Source organism: Pseudidiomarina planktonica (genome assembly GCF_900177775.1).
GTDB classification, from domain to species: Bacteria; Pseudomonadota; Gammaproteobacteria; order Enterobacterales; family Alteromonadaceae; genus Pseudidiomarina; species Pseudidiomarina planktonica.
The window spans coordinates 882,136-898,187 of sequence record NZ_FXWH01000001.1 but is presented as its reverse complement, the minus strand read 5'-3'; the positions used below and the strand labels follow the sequence as shown (position 1 = coordinate 898,187).

14 protein-coding genes and 3 tRNA genes are annotated in these 16,052 nt (G+C 50.6%); 2 read left to right on the top strand and 15 right to left on the bottom strand.

The genetic code is table 11. The annotated features are described in order from the left end of the window. Nucleotides 1-36: 36 nt before the first annotated feature. From CCE91_RS04200 to CCE91_RS04190, 3 genes are all read right to left on the bottom strand, one after another. A tRNA-His gene (locus CCE91_RS04200) sits at nt 37-112 on the bottom strand. 41 nt (nt 113-153) lie between these two features. Beyond that, nucleotides 154-230 (bottom strand) — tRNA-Arg (locus tag CCE91_RS04195). 49 nt (nt 231-279) lie between these two features. Beyond that, nucleotides 280-356: transfer RNA gene (locus CCE91_RS04190), tRNA-Pro, on the bottom strand. A 257-nt stretch (nt 357-613) separates the two neighbouring features. On the opposite strand from CCE91_RS04190, the gene folD reads away from it, so the two are divergent. Next, the gene (folD, locus tag CCE91_RS04180) at nt 614-1,477 is read left to right on the top strand and encodes a bifunctional methylenetetrahydrofolate dehydrogenase/methenyltetrahydrofolate cyclohydrolase FolD (RefSeq protein ID WP_086433991.1); all 864 of its coding nucleotides are present in this window, start codon (nt 614-616) and stop codon (nt 1,475-1,477) included. Here the strand turns inward: folD and CCE91_RS04175 are convergent. The 11 genes from CCE91_RS04175 to topA form a co-directional block, all read right to left on the bottom strand. Then, on the bottom strand, nt 1,459-2,181 hold the full coding sequence (locus CCE91_RS04175; RefSeq protein ID WP_086433990.1) for a TadE/TadG family type IV pilus assembly protein: 723 nt from the start codon (nt 2,179-2,181) through the stop codon (nt 1,459-1,461). The genes folD and CCE91_RS04175 overlap by 19 nt on opposite strands. Beyond that, a complete protein-coding gene (locus tag CCE91_RS04170; RefSeq protein WP_086433989.1) occupies nt 2,181-3,263 on the bottom strand; it encodes a hypothetical protein in 1,083 nt (360 codons plus the stop codon). Before CCE91_RS04170 ends, CCE91_RS04175 begins: the two co-directional genes overlap by 1 nt. After that, nucleotides 3,256-3,510: a hypothetical protein gene (locus tag CCE91_RS04165; RefSeq protein WP_126797157.1), complete on the bottom strand. Its 255-nt coding sequence runs from the start codon at nt 3,508-3,510 to the stop codon at nt 3,256-3,258. Before CCE91_RS04165 ends, CCE91_RS04170 begins: the two co-directional genes overlap by 8 nt. Before the next feature lie 6 nt (nt 3,511-3,516). Continuing rightward, entirely contained in the window at nt 3,517-3,987 is a 471-nt protein-coding gene (locus tag CCE91_RS04160) for a type II secretion system protein (protein ID WP_086433987.1), read from the bottom strand. A gap of 65 nt (nt 3,988-4,052) precedes the next feature. After that, complete coding sequence (locus tag CCE91_RS04155) at nt 4,053-5,069, bottom strand: type II secretion system F family protein (RefSeq protein WP_086433986.1); 1,017 nt, start codon at nt 5,067-5,069, stop codon at nt 4,053-4,055. Beyond that, nucleotides 5,066-6,466 carry a GspE/PulE family protein gene (locus CCE91_RS04150; protein ID WP_157984135.1) on the bottom strand — a complete coding sequence of 467 codons (1,401 nt, stop codon included), beginning with the start codon at nt 6,464-6,466 and terminating at the stop codon, nt 5,066-5,068. Before CCE91_RS04150 ends, CCE91_RS04155 begins: the two co-directional genes overlap by 4 nt. Nucleotides 6,467-6,497: 31 nt before the next feature. After that, nucleotides 6,498-7,001 (bottom strand): hypothetical protein, encoded by a 504-nt coding sequence (locus CCE91_RS04145; RefSeq protein WP_086433984.1) that lies wholly within the window; start codon nt 6,999-7,001, stop codon nt 6,498-6,500. Then, nucleotides 6,994-8,199 (bottom strand): hypothetical protein, encoded by a 1,206-nt coding sequence (locus tag CCE91_RS04140; protein ID WP_086433983.1) that lies wholly within the window; start codon nt 8,197-8,199, stop codon nt 6,994-6,996. Before CCE91_RS04140 ends, CCE91_RS04145 begins: the two co-directional genes overlap by 8 nt. After that, nucleotides 8,199-9,692, bottom strand: coding sequence for a hypothetical protein (locus CCE91_RS04135; protein ID WP_086433982.1), 1,494 nt, complete (start codon nt 9,690-9,692; stop codon nt 8,199-8,201). Before CCE91_RS04135 ends, CCE91_RS04140 begins: the two co-directional genes overlap by 1 nt. Then, complete coding sequence (locus tag CCE91_RS04130) at nt 9,689-10,090, bottom strand: hypothetical protein (RefSeq protein ID WP_086433981.1); 402 nt, start codon at nt 10,088-10,090, stop codon at nt 9,689-9,691. Before CCE91_RS04130 ends, CCE91_RS04135 begins: the two co-directional genes overlap by 4 nt. Before the next feature lie 136 nt (nt 10,091-10,226). After that, nucleotides 10,227-12,860, bottom strand: a complete 2,634-nt coding sequence (gene topA, locus CCE91_RS04125; RefSeq protein WP_086433980.1) for a type I DNA topoisomerase — start codon at nt 12,858-12,860, stop codon at nt 10,227-10,229. Between the two features lie 336 nt (nt 12,861-13,196). On the opposite strand from topA, the gene astB reads away from it, so the two are divergent. Next, nucleotides 13,197-14,537, top strand: coding sequence for an N-succinylarginine dihydrolase (gene astB / locus CCE91_RS04120; RefSeq protein ID WP_086434823.1), 1,341 nt, complete (start codon nt 13,197-13,199; stop codon nt 14,535-14,537). Here astB and purF read toward each other — a convergent pair. Next, nucleotides 14,534-16,048 (bottom strand): amidophosphoribosyltransferase, encoded by a 1,515-nt coding sequence (gene purF, locus CCE91_RS04115; protein WP_086433979.1) that lies wholly within the window; start codon nt 16,046-16,048, stop codon nt 14,534-14,536. The genes astB and purF overlap by 4 nt on opposite strands. Between the last annotated feature and the right edge of the window lie 4 nt (nt 16,049-16,052).

The window sequence follows — 16,052 nt, the reverse complement described above, 5'->3', positions numbered from 1 at the left end:
ACTTTTATTCAGACTCACTTGCGTGAGTTAAAGAAATGGGGTGGCTGATGGGATTTGAACCCACGACAACCGGAATCACAATCCGGGGCTCTACCAACTGAGCTACAGCCACCACTGACTGACTTACACGAACTTTAAGCCTAAGGTGCTAACTGGCGCACCCGGCAGGATTCGAACCTGCGACCCACGGCTTAGAAGGCCGTTGCTCTATCCAACTGAGCTACGGGCGCACAATAGCGAAACCCTAATCTATTCTGCAAAACTAAGCATTGAACAAAGTGGTCGGTGATGCAGGATTTGAACCTGCGACCCCTTGGACCCAAACCAAGTGCGCTACCAAGCTGCGCTAATCACCGACATTTTGCTTGAAACTTCGTTTACAAAGGTTGCCCTGGAACATCTGCAAAAGGTTATTGCAGCGCTGCCTGACAACGGGGGCGAATATTACCGTTTGCACCCATTACCGTCAAACACTTTTTTGCTGGAAACCTTTAACTGCTTACTTTTGCAACAACTTACCGAGGTTTTCGTGATTTGCGCTACACCCGCATCCAATTATCTGCGAAAATAGCGCCTCTGATTATTCATGCAACAACCTTTAGAAGCGTCTTATATGTCTGCACAACTGATTGATGGAAAGCGTATCGCCCAAAACGTGCGTACTCAGGTTAAAACCCGCGTAGCCGAACGAGCTGCGGCAGGTCGCCGGGCGCCCGGTCTCGCAGTAGTTCTGGTTGGCACCGATCCGGCCTCAGAAGTTTACGTGGGCAGCAAACGTCGTGCTTGCGAGGAAGTTGGCTTTACTTCCAAAGCCTACGACCTGCCAGCTACAACAACTCAGGCAGAACTTGAGCAGATTGTTGATGAGCTGAATAATGATTCCAGCGTAGATGGCATTTTGGTGCAACTACCGCTTCCTGCAGGACTCGACTCGCAGGCCATTTTGGAGCGCATTCGCCCGGACAAAGATGTCGATGGCTTCCATCCTTATAACATCGGCCGCCTGGCTCAACGCAACCCAGCCCTTCGCCCTTGTACACCGAAAGGTGTTATTACCATGCTTGATAGCCTGGGCATTGATTTACACGGCTTACATGCCGTTGTTGTTGGCGCCTCTAATATTGTGGGTCGCCCGATGAGCCTTGAGCTATTGCTGGGCGGCGCCACCACCACGGTTTGTCATCGCTTTACCAAAAACCTGCAGCAGCACATTGAACGAGCTGACTTACTGGTGGTTGCGGTAGGCAAGCCGGAATTCATTCCTGGCGAGTGGATAAAACCCGGCGCTATCGTTATTGATGTTGGTATGAACCGCAAACCTGATGGTCAGTTATGTGGCGATGTTGGTTTCACTGCCGCCGCTGAACGAGCCGCTTTCATTACCCCGGTACCAGGTGGCGTTGGCCCCATGACTGTTGCGACTTTGATTGAGAACACGCTGCAAGCCTGCGAAGACTATCACGATCCTGAGGAGTGAAAACCCGATAGCATGGGTCCGCTAAGCCGGTGACTTAACGGCCACAGCGGGTCACTACTTAACACCTGCCGGGCACGACAAAAGTGATTGGCAGGGTGCTCTGTCCACCAGTTATGAACGGCCGCCAGCAGCGTCGCAGCCACAGGTAGTTGCAGTGGCATGCATAGTACTACTTCAATTTCGAGCTGGCGGGCTGCCAGCCAGGCCGGCTTGTCTGTTGCTGCGGCATAACGGGCACGGGCATGATCCACGCTAATTTCAGTCCATTTCCGCAAACGCTTAGTTCGGCTTAAGCCCGGTTGAAAACCTTCAGTAGTCCGATTCTGAATACCGACCCTTGGCTCGGAAAACTCTCTTTGGGTGGCCTTGCCCGGACGTAAAATACGAACCTCGCCGAAACGCTGAAAGTTTACCCATTCGGTGGCGTAAGCGCGCATTGCCAGGGCCAACCCCGGTTGCTCATCGGCCGCCAGTTTCGGCATTTGCGTGCTGCTTAGCAAGCTAACCAAGGTTGTGCTCATGTCACTGTGGTTGCCGTTGGCAATGGCCCCGCTACGTAAAGCATAGCTAGTGGCCAGCTGCAGCGTATGCTGCTGCCAGAAAATCCACAGCAGCTGCAATGCCAGCAAACTAATAACCAGCATAAGTGACAACAGCAGAGCGGTTTCCACTGTTGCCTGCCCTGCTTGCCGGCGCAAATACATTACTGACAGCCGCCTACGTCAACACATTGCTCCCACAAGGCCCGGTAGGTGTTAATTAAGTCATAGTTTTCACTAATCGAACGCGCTCCGGCAATAACATCGGTGGCGTAAATGTAATCCGCTTGCAGTTGGTTAATAGTGGCTTGGTTAGCGCTTAAGGTTGTCGCCGTGAGCGTGTCGGCTGTCAACAAGTCAACCTGCAAGTCATGGCTATGAAACTGCGCCAGAGTAAGATTAGCGGACACCTGAAGATCATCCACCTGCAGCAGTTCGGTGGTCACTTCATTCGCAGTGACATTTTCACCACTCACCTGCTGCACATTCAATTGATTTGCCGTGAGTTGGTTTACGCCGCTTAAATTATTTCCCTGCAAATCCAGTAACCCGGAAATAGTGACAGGCCCTTGCAGCTCTAATAACCCGGCGGTTACCGTTAAACGATTTCCTACCGCGGTCATACTGGTGTTATTCAACCTCAAGCCGTTTTCCACTCGCAGCTCCTTCGCAGTCACCCGCGTCATATCGGCTTGTTGCGCCGTTACCGCGTTAGCAGTTAGGGTTCCAACATCGCGAATATCGTGTCCCTGCATGGATATATGAGTAGCCAATTGATTCAGTTGCGGGTTATCCGCCACCGCAACTCGATGCAGCAACACGCTGGTATCAACCGCATTAATGATGGCCGCTTGCACCATGCGAATTTCCAGTACCGTATTATTGGATCTAGCATCAGGTAACTGCGCTGCAACCCAACGCGCCTGACCTGCCGAGGGCAACTGTGCGCGAATATCTAAAAATGGTGTCGTAAATTCCCACTGCCACTCGGCTTTTTGCACGGTAGGTAAAACGTTCTCCCAATAGCCACTGGCCTCAATCTCGGCTAGATGCTCAGGATAGCTACCGAATTCTTGCTGGTAATTTTGCAACACCATCATCAGTTGGCGGGCATAATCTAACTGCTGCTCATAGGCCTCCACCTGTTGTTGACGCTGCTGCCAACCCACGACAATAGCGAGTAAACCGCTACTTAATACAATAGCCAGCACCACTTCTGCCAGAATAATTCCCCGCTGCTTACCCATGACAGGAGACCACTGGCGCTTCATCAGAGGAAACGGCAGCGTAGTAATGTTGCTGTGCAGCTAACAGTTCACCGCGAGCAGGGTCGCGCAACCAGTAATTCTGACATACGGTTAAAGTGGGGAGCGTTGGCGGCTGCGCGAGTTCACTGCTCGTTAGCAACCATGGCAACAAGCTGAGACTTGCAGATGCCATTAAACCCAGCGCTATAACCCAGCCAACTAACATATTTCCGTGCTCTCTGGTCATTTGACGTTAACCTTGGAAAGTCACGGTAAAAGTGTCATCACTGAAACTTGCAACCACTGCCAGCTCGGCAAAATCATGCGCCAGCCGGGCGCCCTCCTCCGAATACATAATACCGGTATAACGAACCGTATAACGGGAGTTATCCGCGCCATCAACAGTCACGCTAATATCGCCACCCCAAGGATTCATTCGCTCCCCGGTTGACCAGTTGGTAGGGAGCGCAGCAATATCAGTTAATGCCGTAACCGAAATACCGGTGTAAATACCAGATCTTGGCCGCCACAAACGCACGCCAGATTGAATAGTCGCCAATTGCGCTTTAGCTTCAGCAACCCGGGAATTGCCCACCGCCCAGTCGCGCATCATCATTAAACCAACGGTTGCTACAGCAATGATACTAAGTACCGCCAGCACTTCGATAAAGGTAAATCCCTGCCGGCGCCGACGGTTAAACTTGCTTACTGAAATCCTTTTCATAAGTTATGTCCTTAATTTTGCGTTTATTCTTCGTAGTAAATAAACTTTGTAGTAAATAAAAATGATTAGAAACTGGCCACTGACATCAGCAAAGCACCCGTACCGCCGAGTACCAGCAACATCAACACACTAATAAATGCATACAGCAGACCTACCAGTAGTAAACGTGTCCAACTTAAGGTAAACACCGCATCTGCAATAGCCCGACGCGCTGCTTGATGCAAACTATCGGCATCGCGTTCACGATGGCTCGCACTACTGCTGTTACTCAGCCGAAAGAGCATTCGCGGTGACAATAAACCGGTATCCAGCACCTGCGCGAGATTTCGCTCCCCTTTGGCTAGCCGTTGCCGAATTAACTGCAAATGAGGATGCAGCCAACTTCTGCTTTGGGCTTGCAACAGTTGCGCAGCCCGGTCCAGGTTATAGCCGTGGCGCAGCAGTAGCTCCAGGCTTTGCAGTAACATAACAGCGCCGAACCCGCGGCCAATTCGGAATGCTCCGCGTGCAGCCAACCATAACCCGGCGCGGCTCGCTTGCCCCGGTAACCAGCGTGGCCCCCATAGCACCAACATGCTGCTACCGAGCACTACTAACAAAGTCACGGTTAGCCACGGCTCTCCAGCCTGACTCAGCCACCGGCTTGCTAGCGGCCAATCGGCTTTCGGCACCTGTTGCGCCAGCCCGGGTAAAATCCGTTGACCGACAAAATAACAAGCACCAACTGCGAACAAGCTGACCGCAGCCGGATATAGCAGAGGTTTTATAAAAGCCAACTGGGCTTGCCTGCGCTCGCTGTCAGCCACCTGAAAATCAACCAGTAATTGCTGCAAACAACCCGCTTGCTCACCAACCGCGAACATCATGCAAAGGTCAGCATCTAAATGCCGTTGTAGTGCATCCACCAGTGGTTTTCCCTGACTTAGGGTTTGCAAAATGCTGCTTAAAAGTTGTAGCTCAGCTTGCAAACGCTGGGCCTGCGCATGCTGCAATAGTACCTGGCAAGCTCGCAACGGGCTGTAGCCGTCGTCCAGCCACTGGGCAAAGTCTTCCACAAAGGCTAATTGCCGGTTACGTTTCATGCTAGCGCAACCGCCTGCTGCACAGATGCCTGCAACTGCTGCCGTAACCCCTGCCAACCTTGTTGTTCAAGCTGCTCGCGCGCCGCTATCATATTGCCGGTGAGCATGCCTGTCCGGAGGTCGTCCGACATTGGTAAATATTCCACCAGTAAACGCCGGCCCTGCTTTGCAGTTCCCTGACAACTTGCACAATCAGTTGCCGCGGCGCTGTGGCAAGTGTCGCAGCGGTGTTGCAATAAACGCTGCGCGACAATGCCACGAAGCACATCCGGCTGTGCCAGCGCAGCCAGTGAAACACCCAAATCCTGAAGCCGTTGCAACGCACCAAAAGCGTCGTAAGCATGCATAGTTGCAAACACCAAATGCCCGGTTAAAGCCGCTGTATAAGCTGCCTGCGCCGTAGCTTGGTCACGAATTTCGCTAATCGAAATAACATCTGGGTCCTCTCGTAAAGCTACTTTGATCATGTTGTTAAAATTAAACTCCGGGTGGTCAGCAGTAACCGGCTTCTGCTCAATATGGGGTTGAATAATTTCGATTGGATCTTCCAGTGAAATCACCTTTAAATCCGGCGGTACCGATAAATGCAGAGCGGCTAAAGTGGATGTTTTGCCATGTCCGGTAGGACCTACCACCAGCACTAACCCGGTAGGTCGCTCAATGGTCAGCCGCAACGCAGCCACAATATCGGGCGGAAATTTTAATGTTTCGAACTTAGCTACCTGTTGATCACGTTGAATACGCATAGTTACGGCAAAGCCATCCCGCGTCGGTGATTTTTGGGTGCGCAGGCGTACTTGCTGCACGCCATGCTGGGATCTCACGCTAAGCGAAATACTGGCGCTGGACAGGCGGCGTTCATCAAATACCTGATGGAAGTCGTCAGAATGAGTATTCAAAGCGGCAGCAATAGCGGCGGTTAAAATTTCACGGCTACGCCGTAAATTTCGAAGTAACCGCCCATCAACCCGATAACTTAAGGTGGCGTGGGAGGGTAAAAACAATAAATGAATGTCGGACGCATTTAATTGAATACCTTCCTGAACAATATCTTCTAACGCTTGCTGCGCCTGAGTTCGGTCGAAATTTAAATGATCATCTCTGGTGTCTTGCAAACGGCGCGCATCGGCATCGTGCAACAAGGTTCTGATAGTAGTTGCCGCCGCGACTCCTTCGGCGTATAGCTCAATGCCCTGCTTCGCCAACAAGCAACGTAAATTGGTTAATTCTAACTGGTGCTGCTGCCAGGCTTGCTTAGACGCAATAAGATTACCGCTATCAGTAGCAATAATAGCTGCATCACTGGCGTGCCAGCGCTCGACAAATTGCAAACAGTAGTCAAGAATTGGCTCACTTAATTGAGCCCCATTCAGTTCGTCTATATCGTAAAAATGCATAGCGCCTCCTGCGCATTGGCGTTTTTTGTCCCTAAAAAATGCTAAGCACTCGCAACTGCTCGCCATAGCTTAATTGCAACCCTGCTGAGGTGCGTTCAACCTCAATAATTCCTAATAAACGCTGCCCGGCGCTTACTGCAATCAGGTTGTTTAAATACTCAAATTCCGCCAGCCATTGGTGACTATTTTCTACTATCGCCCGCAACCGGAATTGATCTAATTCGATGTTACTGCCCGCCGTGTTTGCGTCCACGCGAGGCTGTTGACCTAGCTTGCGCAACTCAGCCAGCGTTTTTGCCGCTTGCAGCTGATGAGTCAGTTGCACCACTTGGGCTGCGGCTTGTTCAGTCATTAACTCCTGATTCCGCAATGACCGCACCAGTTGCTGATGCGTTTGAGTTTCTTGCGGATCCCGCGCGGCGGCAATTAATTGCGCGTCTAATTGCTGCGGTAGTGGCAGTTGCTGGGCCATGACTTCCTGAGACAGCACGGCCGGCACTAGCAAAGCGACCCACCAGGCCTGTAATCTAGTCATGAGAGTTCTCCTTGGCGTACATAATCAAGTTCATATCACCACTTAACTGAAAGTGCTGCGAGGTCAGCTCCATATTTAATAACCGCACTGGCAGCAACTTTAGAATATTAAATAGCGTTTCCAAATCCTCCGAATACAGGTTTGGTAACTTCAACTGTAACTGGCGGCTGTTGAGCCCATAACGCTCGGTTTGCTGGGGTCCCAGTTGTAACTGAATACCCGGTAAGTAACGCGCTAACGCATCCAGCAGCCATTGCACCTGAATGGCAAAGTTACCGAACTCAGGCATAGCAACTACCTCAGTCACTTCAGTAGTAAGTGGCAATTGCAGCACCACGCCTTGTTGAGAAAACTCCCAGTGCACCGGCAGTGCCGCTAATTGTTGGCGCAGCGAAGTCACATCGCCATAGCTCGACTGCACCTGCAAAAAAGCAACCTCAGGCTTAGATTCAGCCACCACCAAGCGCTGCAACTTCCAACCCGATAAGCGCTGAGTGTGCTGCAACACACTCACCAACGACAACGTATTGGCTACCGCAACGCCTCTGCTAGTTGCATGTTCCAGTCGAAGTTGCTGCGGATCTGCCGGCACCACAGGTGCAACCACAGCCGGTTGTTGCAGCCACATCAAGCCAATACCGACGACCACCGCCAGCACTAAGGTGATAGCCCACAGCACATAGCGGTAAGGTTGTAACACTCGCCGCAGCCGCGCCAGCGGCACTAAACAATAGTTAGCACTTGAGGTGATTAACGGCTGATCATGCTGACTGAGCTGGCCAGGCTTAAACAAGGCAGCCAATTGCGCCCGCACGCCGTCACCCGAAGGCAGCGCCAGCATTACTTCAAGGGTTTCATCGGCGCTATCGAAAGTACTGGTGAGATAGTCCTGCAAGGGGGTCAATGCCATAGTTTGCGCGCAACAAAGTTTGTCGCCCTGCCAGTGCACACATACGTAGTCGCGCCCACAGCGGGACAAGTAAAGTACGTTAGTAGCGCTAAGCTGGCTGCGCACCACAGCAGCGCCATCAATCCCGGGGGTGTCAGCAAAGCACAACCAGTTCGTGCTGGCCGTTTTAAATATACCAACATAGTTACACTGCAGCTGTTGCGCCCGCTGCCGCAGCCGGGACAGCTTGAGTTCACGTTTACTGGCACTTTCGCGAAAGGCGCTGAAATGATAGTGAAGCTGCTCCATTAGAGGGTCCGCTCAATAATATGCGGCGTGATCAGCAGTAAAGTTTCGCTACCCATGTGCTGATCACGCTGTCCACCACCAAATAGCCAACTACCAAACGACTGCTGCTCACGTTGTTCCTTGCGACTATTTTTTAACCCCGATAGCAGCAGCGTTTCGCCATTGGCTACCATAGCCTTCATAAAGAAATTTTTACGATTGGTGTGCGGGGTTTGAATCAACATGTCGCCGGAGCGCACTTCATCGATACTCTGCAAGTCAGACAAACTGGTTGAGAGTTGTAAAATCACCTGCCCCTGCGTTGCTTTGGGCAGCACATATAACTCAAAACCGGTGGTGATAACGCCCGGAATTAACACATCGCTGGACCCCACATTGGCAGTGCTGGTGGTTCCGGCAGACGCCAGGTAAGTTGCATTGTCTTCCAGCACAATTTTGGCAATCTGGTTATTCAAACTAAGCAATCGTGGATGGTTACTTACTTGTACGACGCCCTGCTCCTGTAATGCCTGAAGCAAGGCGCCGGAACCTGCATAGCTGCCACTATTACGCTGCAAACTCAGTTGTCCCTGACCACTGCTTACAGCGCTACCCAAAAGTTGTCCAGCCACATTGATGACGCTGTCAATGCCATTGGCCTGCCGCACCAGTTGCCAGTCAATAGCCGTTTGGTCACGCTCATTAAAGGTTACTTCAAGCACTTTAATGTCCATGGCTATCTGGCGGGTCAGACGTTGATTTTGCTGATTTAAATAATGCTCTACCTGATCCACATACTGCGGATAATCGCGCACCAGCACCGACGTTGAACTTTGATTAATGCTGAGTTCACCACTGGTGGACAACAGCATAGTCAGGGCCTGTTCTAAGTCGTCCCAAACCGATAAATCCTGGCTACTGAAATTTAGAAATTGGCGATTATTGGCATTGATACCGGTAGCTGCAGGCGTCGTACCGGGTCGTGATTGCTGCACGCTGTTTGCTTCCGCGCTGTCGCCCAAAAAGAAGTTGGTGTTGCCGGCTAAAAATGCCACATCGAACTCGGCAACCCGAAACTTACTCCAGGTTACCAATTGGTCTTCCACCACAAAGCTAAAGCCGGTATCGCGCCCAATTTGCTCCAGTGCACCGCCGATAGTGCCTTGATGGCGCACGCTGACTAACTGATCGGAATCGATATCATCCAGAAAACGTACTGCCAGCTGATGTGGGGCTAACAGTCGCTGCAAGGCCCGTTGCAATGGAAATTCCCGCAACTCGATATTTACCTCGGTGGAATACCAGCCCGGTTTGAGCTGATCACGCGCTTGTATCGGTGGTGCGTAAAAACGCTCAGAGAAGCTCACAGTGGGTTGTTGCGCTAAATGATGAGCCGAGTACCTGTCTGCGCTATCAAGCTCAGCTAACGAGCGTTCACGTGCCTCCTGCAGGCTCTGCAGGTTATGTTGGCAGCCGCTAAGCATCAGTATCACCAGAATCCATCGGTAACTCATGATTGTTGCTTCGAATCAGTAGGGAACCGATAGCGCACTACCGCACTACGATTGGCATGAATAATTAGTTGCATGCCATAAGGTTCTAATACGCGGCTTAGTAATTCCGCCCAGGACCAGGCGTCAACCCGATACTCACTGGGCCAGCGATGGTGCGGTGAGGCTTGCCAGTCAACCAGATGAATATTGAAATGTTTTTCAAGAATGGCGGTGAGTTGCGGTTTTAACAGCCCTTCGCGCAGCAGCATCGCAACTTTCTTAGCTTGCTCTGGCACCGTCGCGGGGGCTATTTCAACGCTGGTATTCAAAGGTTGGCAGGGTGGCAGCTGTGCCCATGCCGAATGGCTGCCCAATAACAGGAGCGGAATAATGCTAACAGCAGGTTTAACGAGGTACATAGCAGCGTCCTTGACAGTTTTCCCCTGCTCGTCCTGAGCGGGGGTGAGAGCAACGAAGCTCCCAACGGGAAGTACCCGTAAAACTAGCTCAGCCTGCGTCAGCCCTCAAGCCGACGAAGACTGCAACTACTGTAAGTTATGAACCGCGTTTTTTACCTTCGGTGATTTCCCACTTACCTTTGTGGTAGTGCGCCTGCCAGCCGGTCTGCTTCTTGTTCACTTCAGTTACCACATACTGCTCTTTCTGCTTACGACTAAAGCGGACAATGGCTTCATTGCCGTCATCATCTTTTAGCGGCGCTTCAGCCAGATAGTGGAACTTCTCGGGAATTCGGTCTTTAAAGCGTTTCAATTCAGCCACTTTCACTGCCCGGGTTTCACGTGAGCGTGGGAAAGTATTGGCTGACAAGAAGATACCCGAGGCACCGTCACGCAACACGAAGTAAGCATCGCTGTCTTCACACGGCAATTCAGGTAACGGCACAGGATCTTCTTTTGGTGGTGCCGGCTCGCCACTTTTGAGCAGCTTGCGGGTATTTTTACACTCGTCGTTGGTACAACCGAAGTACTTACCGAAGCGGCCGGTTTTTAACTGCATTTCAGAACCACAACGGTCACACTCAATGGTTGGCCCGTCGTAGCCTTTAATGCGGAACTTGCCCTGCTCTAACAACTGGCCGTCACACACCGGATTGTTACCACATACGTGCAGCTTACGCTGTTCGTCAATCAGGTAACTGTCCATGGCGGTACCGCATTTCGGACAACGTTTTTTCGCCCGTAATGCTTCGGTTTCTAATTCTTCATCGTCATCAACCTTCACCGCTTCTTCACCAGAAACCAGATTCATGGTTTTAGTGCAGCGCTCTGCGGCCGGTAAATCATAACCAGAGCAGCCCAGAAATACGCCGGTAGAAGCGGTACGAATACCCATTTTGCGACCACAGGTTGGGCAATCAATATCGGTCAGCACCATTTGATTGGTGCGCATGCCACCCTCTTGTGGATCTTTCTCGGCCTGTTCCAGCTTGGCGCTGAATTCCTCGTAGAACTCCGACAAGGTTTGCTTCCACTGGCGATTGCCGGTAGCGATATCGTCCAGAGCCTGTTCCATTTCGGCAGTGAAATTGTAATTCATCAGATCCTGGAAGTTTTCCACCAGCCGATCATTCACAATTTCGCCCATTTTCTCGGCATAGAAACGTTTGTTATCTACGCGTACATAACCGCGATCTTGAATGGTCGAAATAATCGAAGCATAAGTTGAAGGTCGACCAATACCACGTTTTTCCAGTTCTTTTACCAGCGAGGCTTCACTGTAGCGAGCTGGAGGCTTGGTAAAGTGCTGCTGTGGGTCCAGCTTTTCAAGCGTTAACGAAGTTCCCTCTTTCACGTCTGGCAAGGTAGTGTCTTCGTCTTTTTTGCTGCCGCCCGGCTGTTGCACTTTGGTCCAACCGGCAAAGCGCAGCACGCGGCCACGTGCTTTCAGTTCAAACTCACCGGCAGTTGCCGTTAAGGTAGTTGAATCGTAGCGCGCCGGCGTCATCTGGCAAGCCACAAACTGGCGCCAAATCAACTCATACAAACGTTGCGCATCGCGTTCCATATCTTTCAATTGTTCAGATTTAACCGTAACACTGGACGGGCGAATGGCTTCGTGAGCTTCCTGCGCATTCGACTTAGAACCATAGCGCGTTGCTTGCTTCGGTAAATAAGCATCGCCAAATTGCTGTTCGATATAGTCACGGCAAGCGGCCACAGCATCATTGCTGAGGTTGGTTGAGTCGGTACGCATATAGGTAATATGGCCGGCTTCATATAGACGCTGCGCCATCATCATGGTTTTCTTCACGCCAAAGCCAAGCCTTGTACTGGCGGCTTGTTGCAGCGTTGAAGTAATAAAAGGCGCCGAAGGTTTGCTACTGGTTGGCTTGTCTTCACGCTTGGTGATTTTATAGTCAGCTTGCTGCAGTGCTTTCACTGCCTGCTCGGTATCAGCCTTGTTATTTGGTCGGAAGTTTTCACCCTTGTAGCGATTCACCTGCATGCGCAGTGCTTCCGCCTTAGGCGTATTCAGATCGGCGTGAATGTCCCAAAACTCTTCCGGCACGAAGGCTTTAATGTCACGCTCGCGTTCCACCACTAAGCGCACAGCAACCGACTGTACCCGACCGGCAGAAAGGCCCCGCGCTACTTTCTTCCATAGTAGTGGCGACACCATAAAACCAACCACGCGGTCTAAGAAGCGCCGCGTTTGCTGCGCGTTCACCCGATGCAGATTCAGCTCTGACGGCTGCGAAAACGCTTCCTGAATGGCGTTTTTGGTAATTTCGTTGAATACCACGCGCTGGAAGCGACTGTCATCACCACCAATAAGCTCGCGCAAGTGCCAGGCAATAGCTTCCCCTTCGCGGTCCAAATCCGTTGCGAGAAATACGTGGTCAGCTTTTGCTGCCAGTTTTTTCAGTTCGTTCACAACTTTTTCTTTACCGGGCAACACCTCGTAGTGAGCTTCCCAGTCGTTATTAGGGTCAACCCCCATGCGCGCAACCAGCTTCTTCTGCTCGCGGTCGCGGCGATAAGCTTCTTTCTTCGCCGGCGACATTTTCCGAACTTCTGCTGGTGACTTGGTCTTTACTTTCTCGGTGCTGCGCGTTGGTAAATCACGGACGTGACCAACGCTTGATTTCACAATGAAATCACTACCCAGATATTTATTGATGGTTTTCGCTTTTGCCGGGGACTCGACAATAACCAACGATTTTGCCATGAGTTACTCTATGTCTCGAATTTGGTGCGTGTCATGCTGACAAATGCCGTTCAACTATGTCAGTCACAGAGGAAGATGCGCCTTATATAAGTGTTCCAGCGTCCAGATGCAAGTTTTGTTCTGCTTATCTCATCCTTTTTAAGATATATCGACAATTGCAGTGCGACACAACCTGTAGTCTAAAATTTAATATTAATTCGGTGCGCTCTGATAACCATTCAGTTCTGGTTAGTAAGGCTCAACGCCTTGAAAATAAAGGCTTACAAGCCAACATTCAATGCGTATAATAAGATTTAATCTGATTACTAAACTGCATCCAAGGAGTCCCCAGTGACAGTGAAGCATTTCGAAGTTAATTTTGACGGGCTGGTTGGCCCTACGCACAATTATGCCGGTTTATCATTCGGCAATGTTGCTTCTCAAAGTAACGCGAAAGCGGCGTCAAGCCCACGGGATGCAGCCAAGCAAGGTCTTCAGAAAATGAAGGCGTTAAGCGATATGGGCCTGCAACAAGGTGTATTCGCACCGCATGAACGCCCAGATACTTATGCACTTCGCCGGTTAGGCTTTAAAGGTAACGACCATGAAGTGATTCATGCAGCCGCTACCCAGGCTCCAGAATTATTTCAGGCGGTAAGTTCAGCGTCGAGCATGTGGACCGCGAATGCGGCTACTGTATCGCCAAGTGCAGATACCAGTAACGGCAAAGTACATTTTACGCCGGCCAACCTTACCAATAAATTTCATCGTTCGCTGGAACCTGTTACTAGCGGCCGCATTTTGCAGTCCATGTTCAACAATCCACGGCATTTTGAACACCACCTGCATTTGCCGGACAACGATCACTTCGGTGATGAAGGTGCCGCAAATCATACTCGTTTATGCTCAGACTACGGCAACGCTGGGGTGGAACTATTCACTTATGGCCGTTATGCCTTTGATAGTAGCAAACCAGCGCCGCAAAAATACCCGGCCCGCCAAACTTACGAAGCCTGTCAGGCTCTGGCGCGCCTACACGGTTTGAGTGATGAAAATGCCGTATTTATGCAGCAAAACCCGGCCGTGATTGATCAAGGCGTATTTCACAACGATGTGATTGCAGTGGGCAATCAGAATGTGCTCTTTTATCACCAGCAAGCATTCTTGAACACTGACGCTAAATTACGTGAAATACAAAACAAGTTCGGCGAAAAAGAACTCTTCTTCATTGAAGTAAAAGACAGTGAAGTGTCCGTTCAAGATGCCGTGCAAACTTACTTATTTAATACCCAGCTGGTTGCTACCGGCGCCGGAACCATGGCCATTATTGCGCCTACCGAGTGTCAGGAAAATGATCGCGTAGCTAGTTATTTAGCTGACTTAGTCAGTCGTGATACGCCTATTCGACAGGTGCATTACTTTGATGTGAAACAGAGCATGCGCAATGGCGGCGGTCCGGCTTGTTTGCGCTTACGTGTCGCTTTAAACGATCAGGAGTTGGCAGCGGTAAATCCGGCGGTAATGATGAACGACAGCTTGTTTGAGCGTTTGAATAACTGGGTGGATAAACACTATCGTGATCGTTTGGCAGTAGACGACTTACGCGACCCGGCACTACTTGATGAGTCGCGCACCGCGCTGGACGAACTGACCCAAATTCTTAAACTTGGATCAGTGTACCCGTTCCAGCAGGATTAATCGTCTTCGTTGTGGAGTTCCAGATTACTATCAGCATCGCTGCTGCGTGAAGTTTTGGCATTATCATTTCGCGCAGCATCGAGATTTTCCAGGTAATCCTGGTTAATGTCGCCGGTAATGTACTGGCCACTAAACACTGAGGTTTCAAAGCGTTTAATCGATGGATTCTCTTCCTGAACCGCAGCTACCAAGTCGCTTAAGTCCTGATAAATCAAGCCATCAGCTTTAATCAGCGCGTTAATTTCGTCAGCTTCACGGCCATGCCCAATCAGCTCGTTCGCACTTGGCATGTCAATGCCGTATACGTTCGGGAAGCGAATTTCCGGCGCAGCTGAAGCGAAGTAAACCTTTTTCGCACCAGCTTCACGGGCCATTTCAATAATTTGCTCAGAGGTAGTTCCGCGCACAATGGAATCGTCTACCAGCAGTACATTTTTACCGCGGAACTCTGCGCTAATAGCATTCAGCTTACGACGCACAGACTTACGTCGTTGCGTTTGTCCGGGCATGATGAACGTACGGCCGATATAGCGGTTTTTGACGAAACCCTGACGGTACGGCAAACCCATTAGATTAGCCATTTCCAGCGCGATATCACAAGAAGTTTCCGGAATCGGAATAACCACATCTATATCCAGATGAGCATAGTCACGCTTAATTTTTTCACCCAGCTTACGACCCATATTCACACGCGAGGCATATACCGAAATATTGTCGATAAATGAGTCTGGACGGGCAAAGTAAACATACTCAAAAATACAGGGACAATGCGCTGGATTGTCGGCACATTGGCGAGAATGCAATTCACCCGATTCGGTAATATAAATAGCTTCACCAGGTTCAACATCACGCATAAAGGTAAAGCCAGTGCCGTCAATGGCAACACTTTCCGAAGCAACGATGTATTCGTTCCCTTCCGGAGTTTCGCGCTTACCTAATGCCAACGGACGAATACCCCAAGGATCACGGAATGCCACAATGCCCTGGCCAATAATCATGGCGACAACGGCGTAGGCACCACGAATTTGGCGATGCACTTCAGTAACTGTTTTGAATACGTTCTCAACAGTCACCGCATCATTGTCAGTTTGGTACAACTGATGGGCAAATATATTTAGCAATATTTCTGAATCTGAAGTGGTATTAATATGCCGACGCGCTTGCTGAAACAGGGTTTCCTGCAGCTCTGCAGCGTTGGTTAAGTTGCCATTGTGAGCCATGGCAATACCGTAGGGCGAATTCACATAGAAAGGTTGTGCTTCAGCTGAGCTGGAGCTGCCCGCGGTAGGATAGCGTACATGGCCAATGCCAATGTTACCCTGCAAGCGATGCATGTGACGCGTTTGGAAAACATCACGGACCAGGCCGTTAGCCTTACGCAGTCGCAGCGTATTGCTGTCGACAGTCATAATGCCAGCGGCATCCTGACCACGATGCTGCAACATGGTTAAACTATCATATAACGCTTGATTTACTGGTTGCTTGCCAACAATTCCAACTATACCGCACATGCCA